This is a genomic window from uncultured Pelagibacterium sp. (assembly GCF_963972885.1).
Taxonomy (GTDB): Bacteria; Pseudomonadota; Alphaproteobacteria; order Rhizobiales; family Devosiaceae; genus Pelagibacterium; species Pelagibacterium nitratireducens.
On sequence record NZ_CAXAXY010000054.1, the window covers coordinates 1 to 20,524 of the forward strand.

Annotated in this window: 17 protein-coding genes; 2 read left to right on the forward strand and 15 right to left on the reverse strand. The window is 62.2% G+C overall.

The window, feature by feature from the left end:
• Window positions 1-1,511 (forward strand): aminopeptidase P family protein (locus AACZ55_RS10110; protein WP_339645786.1); only part of this gene is annotated, 1,511 nt, incomplete at its 5' end.
• Between the two features lie 21 nt (window positions 1,512-1,532).
• Here the strand turns inward: AACZ55_RS10110 and AACZ55_RS10115 are convergent.
• The 7 genes from AACZ55_RS10115 to ftsZ form a co-directional block, all read right to left on the reverse strand.
• A complete protein-coding gene (locus AACZ55_RS10115; protein ID WP_339645788.1) occupies window positions 1,533-1,895 on the reverse strand; it encodes a Gfa-like protein in 363 nt (120 codons plus the stop codon).
• 10 nt (window positions 1,896-1,905) lie between these two features.
• Window positions 1,906-3,162, reverse strand: a complete 1,257-nt coding sequence (locus AACZ55_RS10120) for a hypothetical protein (RefSeq protein ID WP_339645790.1) — start codon at window positions 3,160-3,162, stop codon at window positions 1,906-1,908.
• On the reverse strand, window positions 3,159-5,303 hold the full coding sequence (gene ligA, locus AACZ55_RS10125; protein ID WP_339645793.1) for an NAD-dependent DNA ligase LigA: 2,145 nt from the start codon (window positions 5,301-5,303) through the stop codon (window positions 3,159-3,161). The genes AACZ55_RS10120 and ligA overlap by 4 nt, the downstream gene beginning before the upstream one ends.
• A gap of 11 nt (window positions 5,304-5,314) precedes the next feature.
• The gene (gene recN / locus AACZ55_RS10130; protein ID WP_339645796.1) at window positions 5,315-6,988 is read right to left on the reverse strand and encodes a DNA repair protein RecN; all 1,674 of its coding nucleotides are present in this window, start codon (window positions 6,986-6,988) and stop codon (window positions 5,315-5,317) included.
• Window positions 6,989-7,184: 196 nt separating this feature from the next.
• A complete protein-coding gene (locus AACZ55_RS10135) occupies window positions 7,185-7,976 on the reverse strand; it encodes an outer membrane protein assembly factor BamD (RefSeq protein ID WP_339645798.1) in 792 nt (263 codons plus the stop codon).
• A 149-nt stretch (window positions 7,977-8,125) separates the two neighbouring features.
• Window positions 8,126-9,082 carry a UDP-3-O-acyl-N-acetylglucosamine deacetylase gene (gene lpxC / locus AACZ55_RS10140; protein ID WP_338609934.1) on the reverse strand — a complete coding sequence of 319 codons (957 nt, stop codon included), beginning with the start codon at window positions 9,080-9,082 and terminating at the stop codon, window positions 8,126-8,128.
• 111 nt (window positions 9,083-9,193) lie between these two features.
• Window positions 9,194-10,900 (reverse strand): cell division protein FtsZ, encoded by a 1,707-nt coding sequence (gene ftsZ / locus AACZ55_RS10145; RefSeq protein WP_338609933.1) that lies wholly within the window; start codon window positions 10,898-10,900, stop codon window positions 9,194-9,196.
• A gap of 234 nt (window positions 10,901-11,134) precedes the next feature.
• Here ftsZ and AACZ55_RS10150 point away from each other — a divergent pair, with 234 nt between their 5' ends.
• The gene (locus tag AACZ55_RS10150) at window positions 11,135-11,611 is read left to right on the forward strand and encodes a VOC family protein (protein ID WP_339645802.1); all 477 of its coding nucleotides are present in this window, start codon (window positions 11,135-11,137) and stop codon (window positions 11,609-11,611) included.
• Between the two features lie 53 nt (window positions 11,612-11,664).
• On the opposite strand, the gene AACZ55_RS10155 is transcribed toward AACZ55_RS10150, so the two are convergent.
• From AACZ55_RS10155 to AACZ55_RS10190, 8 genes are all read right to left on the reverse strand, one after another.
• Complete coding sequence (locus AACZ55_RS10155; protein WP_339645804.1) at window positions 11,665-12,174, reverse strand: superoxide dismutase family protein; 510 nt, start codon at window positions 12,172-12,174, stop codon at window positions 11,665-11,667.
• Window positions 12,175-12,294: 120 nt separating this feature from the next.
• Entirely contained in the window at window positions 12,295-13,608 is a 1,314-nt protein-coding gene (gene ftsA / locus AACZ55_RS10160; protein ID WP_338609930.1) for a cell division protein FtsA, read from the reverse strand.
• A complete protein-coding gene (locus AACZ55_RS10165) occupies window positions 13,605-14,567 on the reverse strand; it encodes a cell division protein FtsQ/DivIB (protein ID WP_339645807.1) in 963 nt (320 codons plus the stop codon). The genes ftsA and AACZ55_RS10165 overlap by 4 nt, the downstream gene beginning before the upstream one ends.
• Window positions 14,564-15,484 (reverse strand): D-alanine--D-alanine ligase, encoded by a 921-nt coding sequence (locus AACZ55_RS10170; RefSeq protein ID WP_339645809.1) that lies wholly within the window; start codon window positions 15,482-15,484, stop codon window positions 14,564-14,566. Before AACZ55_RS10170 ends, AACZ55_RS10165 begins: the two co-directional genes overlap by 4 nt.
• Before the next feature lie 22 nt (window positions 15,485-15,506).
• Window positions 15,507-16,484 (reverse strand): UDP-N-acetylmuramate dehydrogenase, encoded by a 978-nt coding sequence (murB, locus tag AACZ55_RS10175; RefSeq protein ID WP_339645811.1) that lies wholly within the window; start codon window positions 16,482-16,484, stop codon window positions 15,507-15,509.
• On the reverse strand, window positions 16,481-17,914 hold the full coding sequence (murC, locus tag AACZ55_RS10180; protein WP_339645814.1) for a UDP-N-acetylmuramate--L-alanine ligase: 1,434 nt from the start codon (window positions 17,912-17,914) through the stop codon (window positions 16,481-16,483). The genes murB and murC overlap by 4 nt, the downstream gene beginning before the upstream one ends.
• Entirely contained in the window at window positions 17,911-19,005 is a 1,095-nt protein-coding gene (gene murG / locus AACZ55_RS10185; protein WP_338609922.1) for an undecaprenyldiphospho-muramoylpentapeptide beta-N-acetylglucosaminyltransferase, read from the reverse strand. Before murG ends, murC begins: the two co-directional genes overlap by 4 nt.
• A gap of 139 nt (window positions 19,006-19,144) precedes the next feature.
• Window positions 19,145-20,332, reverse strand: a complete 1,188-nt coding sequence (locus AACZ55_RS10190; protein ID WP_338609921.1) for a putative peptidoglycan glycosyltransferase FtsW — start codon at window positions 20,330-20,332, stop codon at window positions 19,145-19,147.
• Window positions 20,333-20,524: the final 192 nt, after the last annotated feature.

Here is a 20,524-nt window from a genome sequence, read left to right on the forward strand (position 1 = left end):
TTCACGACACCACATCGACAAGTCCCGGCGACTGGATGGCCCAGAACCTCCCATCAGGCTCCCGCATCGGGTTCGACCCCTGGCTGCACACGCCGGGCCGCCTGGCCTCGATCCGAGAGCCTCTGGAAAAGGCGGGCATCGAACTGATCCCCGTCGCCAACCCCGTCGATACGATCTGGGCCGATCGCCCGGCACCCCCGCAGGGCCCGCTCGAAGTGCTGGGCGACAACCGCACCGGCAAACCGACCACAGAAAAGCTGGCCGAGCTGCGCGCCGCGATGGCCAAGGAAGGCGCAGGCGCGGTCGTCCTGACCCTGCCGGAATCGCTATGCTGGCTGTTCAACATCCGGGGTCGCGACGTTCCCCACAATCCCTTCGTCCTCGGCTTTGCCATCGTGCCCGCCGATGGCACCCCAACCGTGTTTCTCGCCGAAAACAAATTGACCGAAGAAAACCGCTCGGCCCTTTCCGGCACCGCCGAGCTTGTGGGCAAGGACGGATTTGAAGCCGCGCTTGCCGATCTGGCCAAACAGGGCCGCGCTGTGTGGTTCGATCCGGAAACCGCACCCGTTCAGGTCAAATCCGTTCTCTCGAATGGCGCCAGGCTGATCGAAAAACGCGATCCGGTGCTTTTGCCCAAGGCCAGAAAGAACGAAGTCGAACTGGCCGGCATGCGCGAGGCCCACAAGCTCGACGGCATCGCCTTGGCCAAATTTCTCGCCTGGTTCGATGAGGCAGCCCCGCGTGGCGGGCTGACCGAAATCGACATCGTCAAAATGCTTGAAGCCTACCGGCGCGAGGAACAGACCGCCGTCGATGTGAGCTTTGAAACCATTTCGGGCTCGGGCCCCAATGGCGCCATCGTCCACTACCGGGTTTCGGAAAAAACCAACCGCACCCTCAGTCCCGGCGAATTGATGCTCGTTGATTCCGGTGCCCAATATCTCTCGGGCACCACCGACATCACCCGCACCATGGCCACCGGTCCGATCACCGCCCAGCAAAAAGACCACTTCACGCGGGTCCTCAAAGGTATGATCGCCATCTCCCGCGCCCGGTTCCCAAAAGGCACAAACGGGGCGCAGATCGATATTCTCGCCCGCCAGTTTCTCTGGCAGGTCGGCCTTACCTTCAACCACGGCACGGGCCACGGGGTCGGCGCGTTCCTTTCGGTCCATGAAGGCCCTGCCGGCATTTCACCGCGTTACACCGTCCCGTTCGAACCGGGCATGGTCCTCTCCAACGAGCCGGGCTACTATCTCGAGGGGCAGTACGGCATCCGCATCGAAAACCTTGTCATCGTGCAGGAAAGCGAGGTGGCTCCGGGCTATCTCGATTTCGAAACGCTCACCCTGGCACCGATCGACCGGCGCCTGATCGCCACAGACATGCTAGAAACAGCAGAGCGCGACTGGCTTGACGCCTACCACGCCCGCATTGCCCGCGAAATCGGACCCCATCTCGACGAGAGCACAAGACGCTGGCTGGATCAGGCCACCGCCCCGCTTTGAAAGACGTCGCCGGGCGCCCGATCACAGGGTCGGGCCCGGCGGCATTTCGCTGCGGCCGTCCCAGCGCTCCACATCGAGCGTAAAGACGTCCACGCCCACCAGGCACCGCGCATTGACCGATATCCTGTCCCGATAACCGGTCCGAAAAACCGCCGTACCGCAGGTCGGGCAAAAATGGTGCCCGCCATCCACGTCACGCCACAGATAAACCGAAAGCCTGCGCTTCTGGGTCAAAAGGCGTACCGCTTCCACCGGCACCTTCCAGTGAAGGAAACCCGACCGCGCGCAGCTCGAACAATTGCATTCCAAAAGCCGTCCCAGCGCATAGGACACTTCAAGTTCGATATCCCCGCAATGGCAGGAAAGCTTGTGGACCTCTGTCATCCCGTCGCCCCTAGTTGAACCACGCTGCATAATTCCAGATCGAACCACCAAACACCCCGTTGGCCGCCGCAAAGGACTCTGCATCTGCAATCTCGCCCACCTTGAGATAGGGCAAGGCATCGAGCCCGGTAAACAGCAGCACTGCATCGGTCCGCTCTGCACCCTCGAACCACGCGGCAAGGTCGAACCCGAGATCGCCATAGCGCCAGTGCGGCAAGAGCAACTCGCCACGCAGAATGGCTTCGGAAACGTCCAGCGTCTCGCGCCAGGCCCCGACCATCTCCTTGGTCACCGCCATCTGCGGGGCCAGCGGCGTCTGGTAGGGCGAGGGAATGAATTCGAGATGATCGTCGGTTTCCGCCAGGATCGAATTCCAGTTGCGCCGCGACAGATCAAGCACGCTCAACACCCTGTCCCGCGCGCCAATCAGCCGTTCCCGATCGACAACCGGCCAGTTGATCGTGTGGATCATGGCAATCGCATCGGCCAGCAACGCGTCGCTGTCGCGGTCCATGAACAATTGCCCGCTATTGGGATGAGTTTCCATCGGTAGCCCGGCTCCTGGAAACAGCCTGTGCATCGCCGCATTGAAGAAATCTTCGAAATCATGAGCCAGCAAGAAGTCCGACTGGGTCGCCAGAACCTGCGAATACCCCGCCAGCCAGATCGAATCCGATCCATCGAAAGCAAAAGTGGTGGCAGGCAGCCCCAGATCCGGCGCCATACCCGATCCCATGTCAAGCCGCTGCCCCGTCCCCGCCGCCATCGCCAGGAACGCGCCAACCGATTCCGCCTCACCTGCCTCTCCGTCGCCATCGATGTCGATGCGAATTTGCGTCACGTCGATCTCGACGGAAAAATCGCCTTCCGCTGCGGCAAGCAGCAAAGGGATGGCCACATCAAGATCGTCCGAAAACGCCGCGAGATAGCCGCGCAAAGCGTCATAGGTCAGCGGCTCAGGCGTCCTCTGACCGCCTTCCGCCCCCAGCACGCCGAAAAACGGGCTCACCGCAACGCCGCGCTCGGGGTCAAACCCATGCGCATAAAGAGGTTGCACCAGATCTTCGATGCCCGAAAACAGCGTCAGGATGGCAATGCCGAACGACGCCTCGGCATCGCCGTCAGGCCGTGCCTCCATCGCGTCCAGACCCTCGGCCAACCGGCCGCCATAGAGATGATCGCGCAGACTATCTGCTGTGCTCTCCTGCGCGGCAGCGCCAGCCACCGAGCCGAAAAACAGAAGAATTACCAGCCAGATCTTGCTCATGCCTGCGCCACCCTTTCGAACCACTCGTCTTCCGAGATCACCTCGACCCCCAGGCTTTCGGCCTGTTTGAGCTTGCTGCCCGCCCCTGGCCCGGCCACAACGAGGTCGGTCTTGGCCGAAACCGAACCCGAAACCTTGGCGCCCAGCCGCTCGGCCATCGCCTTGGCCTCCGTCCGTGACATGCGCTCCAAACTGCCGGTAAACACAACCGTCTTGCCCGCCACCACGCTGTCAGCGGAAATGTTGACCACATAGTCCTTCGGCTTCACCTCGGCGAGGAGCGCGTCGATGGCCTTCTCGTTGCGCTCATTGGCAAAAAAGCCGGTCACAGATTGCACCACAGTGTCGCCCACGCCATCGATGCCCAGCAACGTGTCATAGGCCTCCTCGTCTCCCTTTCCGGCGCGAAACGCCATTTCCCGAAACGCTTCGAAATTCGAAAACGTCTTGGCAAAAAGCGCCGCCGTCGATTCTCCCACATGTCGAATGCCGAGCGCGAAGATGAATCGGTCCAGATCGGGCTCGCGCCGCGCATCGATTGCGGCAAAGAGCTTTTTGGCCGAAGTCTCGCCCCACCCCTCCTGATCCTTGAGTTTTTTCAGACCCTTGGCGTCGTTCTCGGCCAGCCTGAAGATATCGGCCGGTTCCTTTATCCGGCCCTCCGCGTGAAACGCCGCGATCTGCTTGTCGCCCAACCCGTCGATGTCGAGCGCATTGCGGGAAACGAAGTGTTTGAGGTTCTCCACGGCCTGCGCCGGACAGATCAGCTCCCCGGTACACCGCCGCCGCGCATCGAGCTTACCGGTCTTGGGATTGACCTCCCGCACCGCGTCGGAATTGCATTCGGGACAGACATGGGGAAATTCGAACGGCTGTGATCCCGCCGGGCGCTTGTCGGGCACCACAGCCACGATCTGGGGGATCACGTCTCCCGCCCGCTGCACGATCACCGTATCGCCCTCGCGGATATCGTAGCCATCGCGGATTGTCGCCCCGAAGCTGTCGCGCCCCGCGATATAGTCTTCATTGTGCAGCGTCGCGTTTTCCACGACCACCCCACCCACGGTCACCGGCTGCAACCGAGCCACCGGCGTCAGCGTCCCCGTACGCCCCACCTGAATGTCGATCTTGTGCAGAATCGTAGTCGCCTGTTCGGCCGGAAATTTGTGCGCGATCGCCCAGCGCGGCGCCCGCGCCACAAATCCCCAGCGCTGCTGCAGGTCGAGCCTGTCGAGCTTGTATACGACCCCGTCAATGTCATAGCCCAGCGTGGCGCGCTGCTGCTCGATCGACCGGTAATGGCCAAGCAATTCCTCAACGCTCGTCGTCCGCACCATCAGTGGATTGATGATAAAGCCCCACTCTCCGAGCCTTTGCACCGCCTCATACTGCGTGTCGGCAATCGGCGCGCTCACCTGCCCCCAGGCATAGGCGAAAAATTTCAGATTCCGTTTGGCGGTTACCGAAGGATCCTTCTGGCGCAGCGACCCGGCCGCCGTGTTGCGCGGATTGACGTAATCCTGCCCGCCTTCTTCGGCCGAACGCTTCTTGAGGGCCGCGAAATCGGCATGGGTCATATAGACCTCGCCGCGCACCTCGAGCACGTCGGGCCACGCCGAGCCCGAAAGCCTTTTGGGGATATCGGCAATGGTCTTGAGGTTTTCGGTTATGTCCTCGCCCTCGGTCCCGTCGCCCCGCGTCGCCCCGCGCACGAAGACACCGTTCTCATAGCGCAGCGAGGCCGACAGTCCGTCGATCTTGGGTTCGGCGGTAAAGGCCAGTTCCAGTCCCTTGTCGCGCTCGAAGAATTTTCGCCCGCGCTGGACGAAATCCTCAACATCCGCGTCATCGAACGCATTGCCCAGCGACAGCATCGGCACCGCGTGTCGCACCTTGGCAAAGCCCTCGACCGGCGCCGCCCCCACGCGCTCGGACAGTGAATCGGTCCGCCGCAACTCGGGAAACTGCGTTTCGATTTCCATATAGCGCCGCCGCGCGGCGTCGTATTCGGCGTCTGAAATCTCAGGGGCATCGTCCTGATAATAGGCCCTGTCGGCCCTTTCGATCAGCCCGTGCAACCGGTCGAGCTCGCTCTTGGCGTCTTCCAGCAGCAGTTCACCAACCGGTAGATCGATACTCAACGCGCCACTCCCTAAACGCCAACTTCACGCATCAGCCGCTGTGCCGCCGCTCGCGCTTCCTCGGTAATCGTCGCCCCGGCCAACATGCGCGCCACCTCTTCGCCTCGCATCCCGGTATCGAGCGGCCGCACATGGGTGCGCATGAACGCACCTTCCTCGATCGCCTGTTTCTCGATCAGCAGATGGGTCTGGGCCCGCGCTGCAACCTGGGGCGCATGGGTAACGGTGAGAACCTGCACCGATTGCGCCAGCCGCGCCAGCCGCTTGCCGATGGCGTCCGCCACTGCGCCGCCGACCCCGGTATCGATCTCATCGAAAATCAGCACCGGCACCGACCCCTTGTCGGCCAGCACCACCTTGAGCGCCAGAAGGAACCGCGACAACTCGCCCCCTGATGCCACTTTCATCATCGGACCCGGCGTCGTGCCCGGATTGGTCTGCACATGAAACGCGATCTGGTCGATCCCGTGGGGCGAAACCCGCTCTTGGTCCACCTGGGAATCGACGATGAACTTCGCCGCTCCCAGCTTGAGATCGGGCAATTCGGCCTCGACGGCCTTGCTGAGCGCCTTCGCCGCCTTCTCGCGCGCCTTGGAGAGCTTTTCCGCTGCCTCGTGATACGCCGCGCCGGCGTCCCTTAATTCCGCCTCCAGCGCCACCAGCGTCTCGGCGCCCGATTCGAGCGCTTCAATGTCGCCCTCATATTTGGCCAATACCTCGGTCAGCGCGTCAGCCTCGACCTGATGCTTGCGCGCCGCAGCCCGCAGCGCGAACAATCTTTCCTCGGTCTGCTCGAGTTCGCGCGGGTCGAACGCCATCTCCCGCCGGATCGCCTCCAGCGCCTCGCTGGCCGCATCGAGCGCCACAAGAGCCTGATCGACAGCATCGGCCATCGGCGCAAACAGCGCCGCCTCGGCCTCCGATTTCCGGGTCAGCCGCCGCAACAGCATGGCCAGCGTCGGCCCGGGTGCATTGGTGCCGTTGAGGATTTCGTCGGCGTCATTGACTTCCCCCGCCGCCTTCTCAAGCCCCATCAGCCATTGCCTGCGCTCGGAAAGCGTTATTTCCTCGCCGACCTCGGGTTTGAGGGCCGACAATTCCTCGATCACGTGGCGCGCATAATCCTCCTCACGCGCCGCCTGCTCCACCCGCGCCCGTTGAACGTCCACGGCCTTTTGCGCCGTTACCAGTCGACCATGAGCCTTCGACACGGCCACCAGTTCACTCTCATAGCCGCCAAAACTGTCCAGCAGCACCCGATGGGTCGCCGCATCGACCAAAGCCCGGTCGTCGTGCTGACCGTGGATTTCCACGAGCAGCCCGCCGATCGATTTCAACAGGCCCGCCGAAACCGGCTGATCGTTGATGAAGGCCCGCGTGCGGCCATCCGCGTGCTGCACGCGCCGCAGGATGATCTCGGCATCATCCTCAATCTCGTTCTCGCGCAGCAGAACCCTGGCCGGATGGCTTTCGGGCAAGGCGAGCACCGCCACCACCTGCCCGCTGTCGGCGCCCTTGCGCACCAGCGCAGCGTCCCCTCGTCCGCCCAGCGCCAGTGTAAGCGCATCGAGAAGGATCGATTTGCCCGCACCCGTCTCCCCGGTCAGGACGGTCATACCCGTCTCGAACGCCAGGTCGAGCTGGTCGATCAGAACGATGTTGCGGACCGAAAGCGTGTTCAACATCGCTCCCGCTTCTCCCATGCGTTTGTTGGCCCTGACTTCTACCCCGCAAGTCACCCCGGCTGCAAACCTTGAACACAGGTTTCGCACCATTGGCGATGCGAACATTACAGGAACAAAGGTTTGGCGGCAAGCGCCTAAGAAAATGCCCCGACCAATGGCCGGGGCATCGTCAAAGGTTCACATGCGTGGCGCTGGCCTATCGGTCGGCCATCCAGTTGCCTGTCATCATCTGGGGCGACAGGCCCTGATTCTGCAGCAGGTCAAAGCCCCGCTGATACCATTCCGAACTTGGATAGTTGGTACCCAGCACCGCCGTCGCCGTCTGCGCTTCGCCCACAAGGCCCAGCGTCAGATAGGCTTCGGTCAGCCGATAAAGCGCTTCTTCCACATGGGTCGAGGTCTGATGATCTTCCACCACAATGCGGAAGCGATTGATCGCCGCCGTGTACTGACCATTGCCCAGATAATAGCGGCCAACGCTCATTTCCTTGCCGGCAATCTGATCGCGCGCGATCAGCAGCATCTGCCGCGATTCCCGGGCATAGCGGGAATCGGGATAGTTGGCCTGCAATTGGGTGAAGGTCTCGATAGCGTCCTGCGCCAGTTCCTGATCGCGCGTGATGTCGGTGATCTGTTCGTAATATGAGCTGCCCTTGAGGAACAGGATATAGGGCACTTCCGAAGAGCGCGGATAGAGCGCCAGGAACTGGTCGGCCTGCCGTGCGGCTTCCGAGAAACGGGAGAGCCGGAAATTGGCGAAAACCTGCATCACCTTGGCGCGTTCATTGACGTCCGAGAAGGGATTCTGCCGCTCGAGCGTTTCAAGATCCTCGATGGCCGCGATATAGCGGTTGTTTTCCATGTTGGTGACGGCGCTTGCATAGAGCTGCTCGGCCGGCACGAGAGGCTCTTCGTCACCCGTGCGCGAAAACATCGACATGGGCGAACAGGCGGCAAGCACCCCGACGAGGGCCATGGTCACCGCCATCTTCCAAATCCGTGGCGCTTTGCTTGGTCTGGCTATGATATTCACGAAAAACTCCGTCCTCATGGCCCGGGCATGAACCGTGACCCGCGCGTGCCCACAATCCGCTAGCGGGCAATCTGTCCAAAACTGTGACGGGGGTTATCGCCCATTCAACCGATGGAACGCAAGTAGGGCTCGACAGACAGCCTCTCAGGCAGATCGCCCAGCGCTTCCATTTCAAGCGGCAGTGCGTCCGCCTCGAGAATCTCGTAATTGGCTTCGCTGGCAAAAAGCGATTTGAGCACAAGCGCGTTAAGGCCATGCCCGCCCTTGTAGGACTTAAACCGTCCATAGATCGGCAGCCCTGCCAGGGCAAGATCGCCCACGGCGTCGAGCAGCTTGTGGCGCACGAATTCGTCGTCGAACCGCAACCCGTCGGGATTGACGATTTTTTCTTCCTCGATGGCGATGGAATTTTCAAGGCTCGATCCCAACGCATAGCCGGCCTGACGCAAAACCTTTGCCTGCGCCACAAATCCGAAGGTGCGGGCCGGCGCCACCTCGATGGCAAATTTGCGCGGCGACCAGTCAAAGATCATCCGCTCGCGGCCGATCACCTTGGAGTTGAAGTCGATCTCAACATCGAACGCCCGGCCATTATAGGCTTCGAGCATGGCAAAGGCGTCATTGTCGCGCACCGTTACCGAGCGCAGGATGCGGATGAATTTCTTGCGCTGCGGCTGGATCGAAATGCCCGCATCGAGCACCGCATCGACGAATGGCTCGGCGCTGCCATCGATGATCGGGCATTCTTCGCCCCAGACCACGATTTCCGCATTGTCGATGCCAAGCCCGTTAAGCGCCGCCAGCACATGCTCGACAGTCGCGACGCTGATGGAGTTGCCCAGATCGATAACCGTGCACAGCGAGGTCCGGCTGACCCGCGAATGGTCGATCCTGACGCTCGCGGATCTGCTGCCATCCTCCAGCATACGGGTCAGCGTATAACCCGAATCGGCTGGCGCCGGATTGATGACAAGGCGCGAAGGCTTGCCATTGTGCACACCGATTCCAGCGAACTCTGCAGGACGCGTGAGCGTGCATTGGCGCACGGTATTGTTTTTCATTGGTACTCCGGGCCCTTTTGTTGACGAGTGGCCCAATCGCCCTCTTAACGAAAATCGGCCCGACACGAAACCCGTGTCAGGCCGATTTAAAGCCGAAATGGCAATTTTGGATTAACCGTGGCGTTTGAGAAACGCCGGGATTTCCAGCTGTTCCTTCTGCGGCGCACGGGCCGGTGCACGGCCATGTGCGTCGAGTTGTCCCGCTGCGCCTTCCGCCTGCGGACGCGGTGCGGCCGGACGAGAGGGAGCAGCCTCGATGGCGCTGCGGGCGGCAGCATCGTCGAACTGGGGCTGCACGCGTTCAGCTTGCTCGTGCGGTTCGGCTTCCCCGCCCAGGCTCAGCCCAACATTGGAGGCCAGGCGGCGGAACAGGGCCCGCGCGTTGCGCGGCTCTTCGCTCCGGGGCTGTTCCATCTGCTGACGGGCCACCGGCGGCATGTCTTCGGCGCGCGGAACCCGACGCTGAAGCTGCGGGCGTTCGGCGCCCGAGGGCACGTAGGGTTTGGGCATCGCGGCGTCGGGCGCCCGCTGGGCCTCCTCCACCGGCTGGCGCACGGCGGCACTGGGCGTATAAGGCTCGATGGTCACACCGCTGTCTTCGGTCTGCCGGGCAGCAGTCGCCGCGGCGGCGGCCGCCGAATTGCCATCCTTGATCGCCTGTGCAACGGCAGCTTCGAACTGATCGTCGCTCATATTGGCGCTGGCATGGGCCGCGGCGGGCTGCTGGGCAGCGGGCTGTTCGGCACGCGGTGCCTGGGCTGTCGCCGGCGTGGCAACGGCTTCGGGCAAACGCTTGGCCTGCAAGGGCTGGCGATTGGCATTGGGCTTGACCGGATCGAGCGCCTGAACCATCAGCGCGTCGGTGCCGGTGGCAACCACCGAGACGCGAACCTTGCCCTGCAGCGAGTCGTCGAACGTCGCGCCGAGAATGATATTGGCATCGGAATCCACTTCCTCGCGGATACGCGAAGCGGCTTCATCGACCTCATAGAGCGTCATGTCCTTGCCGCCGGTGATCGAGATCAGGAGCCCGCGTGCGCCCTGCATCGAAACATCGTCAAGCAACGGATTGGCGATTGCCGCCTCGGCGGCGTGACGCGCACGATCCTCGCCTTCGGCCTCGCCGGTTCCCATCATCGCCTTGCCCATGCCGCGCATCACGGCGCGCACGTCGGCAAAGTCGAGGTTGATGAGCCCTTCCTTGACCATCAGGTCGGTGATGCAGGCAACGCCCGAAAACAGGACTTCGTCGGCCATCGCGAACGCGTCGGCAAACGTGGTCTTCTCATTGGCCACCCGGAACAGATTCTGGTTCGGGATCACGATCAGCGTATCGACATGGCGGTGCAGCTCGTCGATGCCCTCATCGGCCAGCTTCATGCGGCGATTGCCTTCGAACTGGAACGGCTTGGTCACAACACCGACAGTCAGGATGCCCTGCTCGCGCGCCGCGCGCGCCACCACAGGTGCCGCACCCGTGCCGGTGCCACCGCCCATACCGGCGGTGATGAACACCATATGCGAACCCGAAAGGTGATCGTTGAGTTCGTCGAAACTTTCTTCGGCCGCCGCACGCCCTACTTCGGGGTGCGAACCGGCACCAAGGCCTTCGGTCACGCCGACGCCTAGTTGAATGACACGTTGCGCGCGGGACAGAGCCAGCGCCTGCGCATCTGTATTGGCCACAACGAACTCGACGCCCTCGAGGCCCGAGTTAATCATGTTGTTGACCGCGTTTCCGCCCGCACCACCGACGCCAAAGACGGTGATTCGCGGCTTAAGTTCTTGGATTCCCGGAATCTGAAGGTTGATTGTCATCCCTGGCCTCATAGTGGCTGCATGCCAAAGATGTAGCGCTCAATTCGTTAACCGGCCCCTAACAAAGCTACCGATTTCGTTAACCAATCTGCAAAATGCGAGACTTGACAGCCACAAAGTCACCGCATGTTAAGCATGATTTGCCCCGCTCGGGCCAACACCGGGTTGACATTCGCCAGCGCCAGTATATAACCATAACAGAATATAACATATTGGTTTTTAAAGGAGCGAAAAATGCCCAGAATCATCCCCAGTCTCTGGTTCGACGACAATCTCGAGCAGGCGATGGATTTTTATGCCTCGGTCTTTCCCGACACCTGGATCCACGGCACCACCCGCTATACCGAAGGTGGCATGGGAGAACCCGGCAAGGTGATGACCGGCGACTTCGAAATCCTCGGCCAGCGCTTCAACGCCATAAATGGCGGCCCGCACTTTAAATTCTCCGAAGCGACCTCCTTCATAATCGAATGCGCCGATCAGGCCGAAGTCGACTATTACTGGGACAAGCTGACCGAAGGCGAGGGCGCCGAGAGCCAATGCGGGGGGGTCAAGGACAGGTTCGGCGTCTCCTGGCAGATCGTGCCAAAAGCCCTCTATAGCACCGTCACGGGCAAGGACCCCGAGGGAGCCAAGCGCGCCACCCAAGCCATGCTCAAGATGAAAAAACTCATCGTGGCCGACCTCGAAGCCGCTTATCGCGGACAATGATGGAAAGCGGGGGCGTTCCAGCCCCCCACACGATACCAGGCGTCCCGCAGCGCCTATTCGATAACGGCGCAAGCGATCCGGTCGCCCGCATCACCCGATGGCTGGCTTTCATAGTCATCGGCACCACCATGGATCATCAGGGCCCGCCCCATGATGTCGGCGTCCCCCTGCCCCAGGGTGACGAAGGGATTGAACAGATGGCTGCGCAGAATACCGTCAGCGCCGACATACTGGTTCGGCATGTCGCCGGCATGCGGCCCGGTTTCGCTGTAATAGCCATGATCGACGTCGGCGGGATTGAAATGGCCGCCCGCTGAATCAAAGCCGCCCTCCGGATCGCATTCACCGTTTTCATGAACATGGACCGCCACCCATTGCTCGGCGGGAAGGCCCTCGACATCGATTTCGACAACCACGCCATTGGGCGTGTGGGCCAGCGTGGCCTCACCGATCTCCTGTCCTTCGGCGTCGATATAGGTCGCGCTGGCTGTCTGTCCCTGCGCATATGCCGGCGAGGCGGCAAACATCAGGGCAAGCGCTGAAGTTGCAATCAGTGTCTTCATGGGAAGTCCTCCACGAGCATGGGTTGGAAAGACCAAGCCTGACTTGGCACTCCTGCCCAATGCCCCTGCGCAGGCACAGTTCCTCAAGGATAACACGGGTGATTTAAAGACCGGCCCCGCTCACATAAAGCCCGACTTGAGCCAGCTGCCAACCTTGGCGAAATAGCCGTCCGATCCGGTCAGCTTCCGCGTCGGGCGCGGCTGGACATATTCGGCGCCGCACACCTGCGGATAGACGAGCATCCCCGCCACCGTGGCAAAGGCCGCGCCCTTGGCGCGATCGGGTAGCCCGGAAACCCCCAGCGGGCGTCCATTGCGCACATTGCGCGCCAGCATGCGCCGCGCCAGCTCGGGCAACCCGGTCAGATCCGAAGCCCCGCCGGTCAGAACGAACCGGCGCCCGGAAATATCCATCATCCCCGTCGCCTGCATCCGGTCGCGGATCGCTTCGAGAATTTCCTCGACGCGCGGCCGGATCACCCGCGTGAGCATCTCGCGCGAAATCGAATTGGGCGATTCATGGGAATTGGCCCCGATCGGCATGACCGTGATGACGTCGGTCTCGTCGGTCTGCCCCTGCAGACATGACCCGTAGAGCGTCTTTAACCGCTCCGCATCGGCCACGCTCACCGAAAGCTGCCGCGCTATATCGAGCGTGATGTGGTGCCCCCCAATGGCCAGCGCGTCGGCATAGACCAGGTGGCCCTCATTGAACACCGACACCGTCGTCGTCGCTCCGCCCATGTCGATACAGGCAACGCCCAGATCGGCTTCGTCATCGACCAGTGTCGCCAGCCCCGACGCATAGGGCGTCGCCATCAGCGCTTCGACCTCGAGGTGGCATTTGTTGAGCGCCAGTTCGATATTGCGCATGGCCAGCGTTTCGGCCGAAATCACCGCAACGTCGACGCCCAGCGTTTCCCCCACCATGCCGCGCGGATCGCGCACGCCCTTCTGCCCGTCGAGCGCATAGCCTATGGGCAGCGCATGGATGATCGAGCGCTCGTCACGCACGCTGCGATCGTTGACGGCAATCAGCACCCGCGAAATGTCGCTCGGCTCGACCTCATGGCCATCGAGCGAAACACTCGCCGAAAAAGTTTCCGATCCCAGCCGCCCGGCGGTGACATTTACCACCACCGACTGCACGGTAATCCCCGCGGCCCGCTCCGCCATGCCGACGACCGAGCGGATCGCCTGCTCGGCCTTGTCCAGATCGGTCACCACCCCGCTCTTGACCCCCGCAGAGGGTCCATAGCCGAACCCGATGATCTCTGCCATATGCGTGCGCCCGCGCAGTGCCCGGCCCTCGCGCGGCACCAGTCGCGCAATCACGCAACAGATCTTGGTCGAACCGATATCGAGCACGGTCACCAGAGATGACCGGCCCGGTTGCACCGGCTTGAGGCGCGCTGTCATCGCAGAGGTCATCATTGATCGTCTTCTTCTTCACGAACCGTGGGCCGCACGGCCACATATTGCGCAACGCGCATGTCGATCAGATCGAGGTCGCGCTGCAGAACCTGATAGTCGAGTTGATAGTCGTTGAGCCGGCCCAGCGCGTCGACAACCCCGGTTTCAGGCAGTTGCACGCGCAGGCCGGAATAAAAGATCAGATCCCAGCGCCGATCGGCCACACGGTTGAGCGCGGCCAGATCGAAGGTCAGGTCGGGATAGCGGTTGACCAGATTGATCATCGCAGCCGCATTGTCCCCGGCCCCTTCCCCGATCACCAGCGGCAACTCGCCATTTTCGACGCTGGCCGGCGCGATCGGCGCGCCCGAAGCATCGATAAGCATTGTCGCCCCATCGATCCGCCAGCGCGCCAGAGGCGCTTTCTCGGTGATCGAAACCAGCAGGCTGTCGGGATAGACCTTGCGGATCGTTGCCGAAGCGATCGACGGGATTTCCTCGACCCGCAGCCGCGCTTCGGCAATATCGAAGCCAAGGCTGGTCGACCCGCCCTCGATCCCCAACGCACGCGCCACATCGGCCTCCCGCGTCAGCGATAGCCCGTTGATCTCGATCTTCTCGATCGCGAACCCGGCATCGGCCATGTGCCCGGTCAAAACATTGCCGATCACCCCAAGGCCGTCCGACATCTCCTCGCGCATCACATAGCCGCCGATGGCAACGCACAAAACGATCATCAGCCCGATGACCCGCAGCGCGAGCTTTTTGTGCAGCACCCACCAATTGCCAAGAGAAACCAGTATCCCGCCGCGCCGGCGCACCGGCACAAGCCCGCGCCCGCCAACAAGGGCTGGCGAACGGTCGCGCGTCAACGGAGACAGGCTCGGGACCACCCGCAGGGCCGGACGTTCGATGCGGGGTGCGGGTGGCGCGAGAGGGCTGGAAGCGGGCACGGCCCCGATGACTTCCTTACGCCTCATCTGTTGCAACTTGCGTCCTCCACCATCCAGCTCACCAGCTCTTCGAACGAATGGCCGGCATGGGCCGCCAACTCCGGGACCAGCGAGGTTTTGGTCATCCCCGGCTGGGTATTGATTTCAAGGCACACAAGCTCGCCATCGTCGCCGCCGCGCGGGTCGTAGCGGAAGTCGCTCCGCGACACCCCACGACAGCCCAGGGCGGCATGCGCCTTCAGCGACATCTTCTGAACTTTTTCGTAAATTTTCGGTGAAACCTGCGCCGGCAACTCGTGTCGGGAGCCCCCATTCACGTATTTCGCCTCATAATTGTAGAATGCAAGGTCCGTGACGACCTCGATCACCCCCAACGCCACGTCACCCATCACCGCGCAGGTCAGCTCGCGCCCGGGGATGAACCGCTCCACCATCAACTCTTCATCACCATCCCAATCGGTGCGCAGAATTTCCTGCGGCGGATGCTCCTGGCCCTCCTTGACGATGAACACATTGACGCTTGAGCCGTCATTGTACGGCTTGACCACATAGGGCGGCGCCATCACGTGGCTTTTGGCAATGGCGTCGCGCGTTGCGATCACATGATCGGTGACCGGCACCCCTGCCGATTTGAACATCACCTTGGCCTGATGCTTGTCCATGGCAACAGACGAGGCCAGAACGCCCGAATGGGTGTAGGGAATGCCGAGAATTTCCAGCATCCCCTGAATGGTCCCGTCCTCGCCGAACCGCCCATGCAGTGCATTGAACACGACGTCGGGCTTGAGCGCGCTCAGCACCGAGGCGATGTCGCGCTCCACGTCGATTTCACTCACTTCGTATCCGGCATTGCGCAACGCCTGCGCGCATTCGCCGCCCGAACTCAGCGACACCTCGCGTTCATGCGACCATCCGCCCTTGAGCACCGCAACATGTTTGGCCATTGGTTCGCCCCTTCCGGCTTGTTCAGGCTACGCCGGCAAAAACATCGCCGTCGAGAAACTCTTTGACTTCACGTCCCGGCGCGAAATGCCCCATCCGCCGGATTTCCCACACCAGCTCGACACCGTGCGTTTCCCGCACTTTGGCCCGCACCGTCTCCCCCAGCGTCTCGATGTCGTAGGCGCTCGCCGCGTCGAGATTGACGAGGAAATTGGTGTGCATTTCCGAAACCTGCGCATCCCCGATCCGCAATCCCCGGCACCCCGCCTCATCGACGAGCTTCCAGGCCGATTGCCCATCGGGGTTCTTGAAGGTCGATCCGCCGGTGCGCGTATTGGTCGGCTGCGTGCTCTCGCGCCGCTCGGTGATCTCGCGCATCTTGGTCAGAATGTCCTCGCTGTCGCCGGAAAGCCCCTCGAACACCGCCGAAGTGAACACCACCCCCTCCGGCCCGTTCGACTTGCGATACTGATAGGCCATATCGGCATTGGTCAGCTCGATAATCTCGCCGTCCCGCGTCACGCCGCGCAGGCTGACCACCCGCTCTTTGGCTTCGGTGCCATAGCACCCCGCATTCATGTAAAGCGCGCCGCCGACCGCCCCGGGAATGCCCCGGAAAAACGCCAGTCCGTCGATTCCCGCCTTGGCTGCCGCCGTGGCGATCTTGACGTCGGGAAGCCCCGCCCCGGCCCGCACCCGATTGCCCTCCAGCACTTCGACCCCGCCGAACGCCCTGGCCGGCAGCTTGATGACCACTCCGTCGATACCCCCATCACGGATCAGAAGGTTCGAGCCCAGCCCGATCACCGTCACTTTGATCTCGGCCGGCAGGCTTTTCAGAAAAAGCGCAAGATCGGCTTCGTCCGCCGGCTCGAAATAGAGCTGCGCCGGCCCGCCCACGCGAAACCACACGGTCTTGGCCAGCGGATGATTGGGGCTCAGCTTGCCCCGCACATCCCCGATCCAGCCGGAAAACTGCGGCAATAGGTCGGGAAAACTCATGCGCTGGCCCTGGACTTTCCGGTCAGTTCAGCTTCCAGCTCGCCCGGCAGCGCCGCTGCCCAGAGCGTTATGTTCCCCGCACCGAGGCACACGACATAATCGCCTGCCCCGGCCCGATCCGCGATCAGCCCCGCCAACTCTTCGGGCCCTGAAATCGCCCGCGCATCGCGATGCCCACGCGCCCGGATCCGGTCCACCAGCTCGATATGGCTCACACCTTCGATCGGGGTTTCGCCCGCCGCATAGACCGGCGCCACCAGCACCGTATCGGCTTCGTTGAAACACGCCGAGAAATCGTCGAACAGATCGTTGAGCCGTGAATAGCGGTGCGGCTGCACCACGGCAATCACGTCGCGCTTGGTCGATTGCCGCGCCGCCCGCAGCACCGAGGAAATCTCGACCGGATGGTGCCCGTAATCGTCGATAATGGTGATCCCGTCAACTTCACCGGTCTTGGTGAACCGCCGCTTGACCCCGCCGAACCCTTTCAGCCCCGCCCGGATCTGCGCGTCGGTGATCTTGAGTTCCTGCGCCACGGCAATCGCCGCTGTCGCATTGAGCACGTTGTGCATGCCCGGCATGGGCAGTTCCAGTGCATCGATGGTGCGCGTCTTGCCGCTGATCCGGTCCCGGACGACCACCGAAAACTTCGAAACCCCATTGTCGTTGACCACATCGATCAGCCGCACATCGGCCTGCGGGTTGAGCCCATAGGTGATCATCCGCCGGTCCTCGATCTCGCCCACCAGCGCCTGCACAGTGGGGTGATCGAGGCACATCACGGCAAACCCGTAGAACGGTACGTTCTCGATGAAATTGCGGAACGCTTTCTTGACCCCCTCGAAGTCGTGATAATGATCGAGATGCTCGGCGTCGATATTGGTCACGACCGCGACATCGGCCGGCAGTTTAACGAAAGTGCCATCGCTTTCGTCGGCCTCGACAACCATCCAGTCGCCCTGCCCCAGCCGCGCATTGGTGCCATAGGCGTTGATGATGCCGCCATTGATCACCGTCGGGTCGAACTGCCCCGCATCGAGCAGCGCCGCGACCATAGAGGTCGTCGTCGTCTTGCCGTGGGTGCCGCCGATGGCAATCGCGTTCTTGAACCGCATGATTTCGGCCAGCATCTCGGCCCGCCGCACGATGGGCAGCCCCTTGGCGCGGGCTTCTTTCAGTTCGGGATTGTCCTTCTTGATGGCCGACGAGACGACGACAACCGCGGCATCGCCGATATTTTCGGCCTTCTGCCCCACCATCACTTCGATGCCCATGGCCTGCAGCCGCTGTACATTGGCATTCATCGACGCGTCCGAACCGCGCACCGTGTAGCGCTGGGTGTGCAGCACTTCGGCAATGCCGCTCATCCCGATCCCGCCAATGCCGATGAAGTGCACAGGCCCGATATCGCGTGGCATCTTGGTGTTCATGACTGTCCTTTGGCGGTTTGCTCGACGAGATCGGCCAGCCGTTCAACGGCATCGGGCATGCCCACCGACAGGGCGGCCGAAGCTGCTGCCCGAAGGCGATCCGGAGCGTTCAAGAGTTCGTGAAGCTGGGTGGCAAGAGATTGCGGTGAAAGCGTGGCCTGATCGAAGACCCACGCGCCCCCGGCCTTTTCCATCACCAGCGCATTGGCCTTCTGGTCCTGATCGAGCGATCCGGGCAGCGGAATCAGGATGGAGGGCCGCCCCAGGGCGGCCAATTCTGCAATCGTTGAAGCCCCTGCCCGCCCGATCACCAGATGGCTCGAAACGATACGTTCGGGCAAATCGGTGAAAAACCCGGCAAGTTCCACGTTGACCCGCGCCGCGCGGTAGGCTTCCGCCACCCGGTCGAGGTCTTCCTCCCGGCATTGCTGGGTGACGACCAGCCGCCGCCGCAAGGGCTCGTCGAGCTCCGCAATCGCCGCCGGCACGATGTCCGAAAACGCCCGCGCGCCCTGGCTGCCACCGAACACCAGAAGATTGATCGGCCCGTCTTCGGCAAGCGCCGGATAGCTCATTCCGGCAATCGCCCGAACTCTGTCGCGCACCGGATTGCCCACCAGCACCTTGTCGAGCTTGAATTTGTCGGCATGCGCCGTCTGCGCAAAGCTCATGGCCAGCACTTTTGCGAACCGCGCCAGCGCCCGGTTGGCCCGCCCCATCACCGCATTCTGCTCGTGCAGGATGCCAGGAATGCGCAGCACCGATGCTGCAAGAAATGGCGGAAAGCAGGGATACCCCCCGAAACCGACCACCGCTGCCGGCTTGATCTCGCGCAAGACGCCAATGGCCGTTCCGGTTCCGCCCAGTATTGTGAACCCCGCTTTGAGGAACTTTATCGGATTGCGGATAGAGGGCGTGGCAGCGGGCACCACATGAATGCCGCTTGCCGGAAATTCCGCCCCGTAATGGCTGACCCGTTCGTCGGTCACCAGATGAATTTCATGCCCACGCCGGCGCAGTTCCTGCGCCAGCGCCATGGCTGGAAAAAGATGTCCGCCCGTCCCCCCGGCCATCAATGCAAATGTACTCATATCAACCTGTTGTTCGGTGCGCTGGAGCGCGTCCAGCAAAAGTGAAAACGGTTTTGCGGTTCGGACGCGCGACAAAACAAGGACCTGGATCAAGTCCGCGATTCAAGGAAAAGCGGACTTGATCCAAGGCGCGACCAGCTCAGCGTTTGCCCGGCACGCCCGGATGATCCAGGGCGCTGCGGATCGGCAGGCCGGTGGCAAAGGTTTCTTCGGGCTTTCGCCGCGTGAGCGCCAGCAATAGACCCATGGACAGCCCAATCGCAATCATTGAGGTGCCGCCATACGAAACGAAGGGCAGCGTCATGCCCTTGGGCGGGATGAGATTGAGATTGACGGTCAGGTTGAACGCCGACTGCACACCGAACTGAATGGCCAGCGCGCTCGCCGCCAGCCGATTGAACAGGTTTTGCTGCCGCATTGCCAGGTTGAGCGCCCGGATGACGATAAAGGCAATCAGTCCCACCAGCATCAGGCAGAACAGGATGCCGAACTCGCTGGCCCCCGCCGCGAACACAAAGTCGGCATGGGCGTCCGGCAGATAGCGGCGCGCGATTCCCTCACCCGGTCCCATTCCGAACCATCCCCCCTCGAGCAGCGATTCGAGCGCCCGCTCGGCCTGATAATTGTCTCCGGTCTCGGGGTTGATGAAGGCATCGATACGCCGCGCCACATGCGGAAAAACGGTATAGGCCAGAACCAGCAGACCGATCGCCGCCAGCCCCAACACCCCGATCACCAGCCAGGAAATGCCCGACAAAAACAGCAACCCGCCATAAACCACGGCAACGAGGATGGTCTGTCCCACGTCAGGTTGGAGCAGCAGCAGCCCCACCACCAGCCCGGTGGCCCCCATGGCAAGCCAATGGCCGGGCACATCCTTGCGCTTCATCTGTTCGGAGATGAACCAGGCCGACATCACCGCCAGGGCCGGCTTGACGAATTCGATGGGCTGAAGCGATTGCCCCATGAACGAAATCCAGCGCCGGGCGCCCTTGACCTCGACGCCGTAACGCAGCGTCAGCGCCAGAAGCACAACGCCTCCCACCAGCGTGACCAACCCGATGACCCGCGCCCAGCGCGCATTGACCAGCGAGGCCAGAAACACCGCGGCCAGGGCCGGAATGCAGAATATCACGTGCCGCTGGGTAAAATGCCACGGCCCCAACCCGATCCGCTCGGCCACCGGCGGGCTCGCCGCAAAGCTCAAGAGCACACCGAACCCCATCAGCGCAATCAGCGCAAACAGCAATTCCCGATCCACCGTCCACCACCATTCGGCGATGGGCGTCTTTCGCTCGCGGGAGAACCAGGCGGAAATGGCGGTCACGGGGATACTCCGGTACGCAGGGAGGGCACAAAATTGCAGAATGCGAAATTACCACCCCAGTGGTTACCATTTCGCAACCATGATGCCTTGGCCCGAAAACTTATCCCCGCCCCATCATCCTCGTGCCATTCTCCCCTCACGGCCGCACCAGAGACGAGGATGCATACGAGCTTCCGGTGAGGGCGGGATTGG

What these genes read in the sequence shown, in the direction of transcription:
- AACZ55_RS10115 (WP_339645788.1), bottom strand. Translation starts at nt 1,895, where the DNA reads ATGACAGAGGTCCACAAGCTTTCCTGCCATTGCGGGGATATCGAACTT.
- AACZ55_RS10120 (WP_339645790.1), bottom strand. Translation starts at nt 3,162, where the DNA reads ATGAGCAAGATCTGGCTGGTAATTCTTCTGTTTTTCGGCTCGGTGGCT.
- recN (WP_339645796.1), bottom strand. Translation starts at nt 6,988, where the DNA reads ATGTTGAACACGCTTTCGGTCCGCAACATCGTTCTGATCGACCAGCTC.
- AACZ55_RS10135 (WP_339645798.1), bottom strand. Translation starts at nt 7,976, where the DNA reads ATGGCGGTGACCATGGCCCTCGTCGGGGTGCTTGCCGCCTGTTCGCCC.
- lpxC (WP_338609934.1), bottom strand. Translation starts at nt 9,082, where the DNA reads ATGAAAAACAATACCGTGCGCCAATGCACGCTCACGCGTCCTGCAGAG.
- ftsZ (WP_338609933.1), bottom strand. Translation starts at nt 10,900, where the DNA reads ATGACAATCAACCTTCAGATTCCGGGAATCCAAGAACTTAAGCCGCGA.
- AACZ55_RS10150 (WP_339645802.1), top strand. Translation starts at nt 11,135, where the DNA reads ATGCCCAGAATCATCCCCAGTCTCTGGTTCGACGACAATCTCGAGCAG.
- AACZ55_RS10155 (WP_339645804.1), bottom strand. Translation starts at nt 12,174, where the DNA reads ATGAAGACACTGATTGCAACTTCAGCGCTTGCCCTGATGTTTGCCGCC.
- ftsA (WP_338609930.1), bottom strand. Translation starts at nt 13,608, where the DNA reads ATGATGACCTCTGCGATGACAGCGCGCCTCAAGCCGGTGCAACCGGGC.
- AACZ55_RS10165 (WP_339645807.1), bottom strand. Translation starts at nt 14,567, where the DNA reads ATGAGGCGTAAGGAAGTCATCGGGGCCGTGCCCGCTTCCAGCCCTCTC.
- AACZ55_RS10170 (WP_339645809.1), bottom strand. Translation starts at nt 15,484, where the DNA reads ATGGCCAAACATGTTGCGGTGCTCAAGGGCGGATGGTCGCATGAACGC.
- murB (WP_339645811.1), bottom strand. Translation starts at nt 16,484, where the DNA reads ATGAGTTTTCCCGACCTATTGCCGCAGTTTTCCGGCTGGATCGGGGAT.
- murC (WP_339645814.1), bottom strand. Translation starts at nt 17,914, where the DNA reads ATGAACACCAAGATGCCACGCGATATCGGGCCTGTGCACTTCATCGGC.
- murG (WP_338609922.1), bottom strand. Translation starts at nt 19,005, where the DNA reads ATGAGTACATTTGCATTGATGGCCGGGGGGACGGGCGGACATCTTTTT.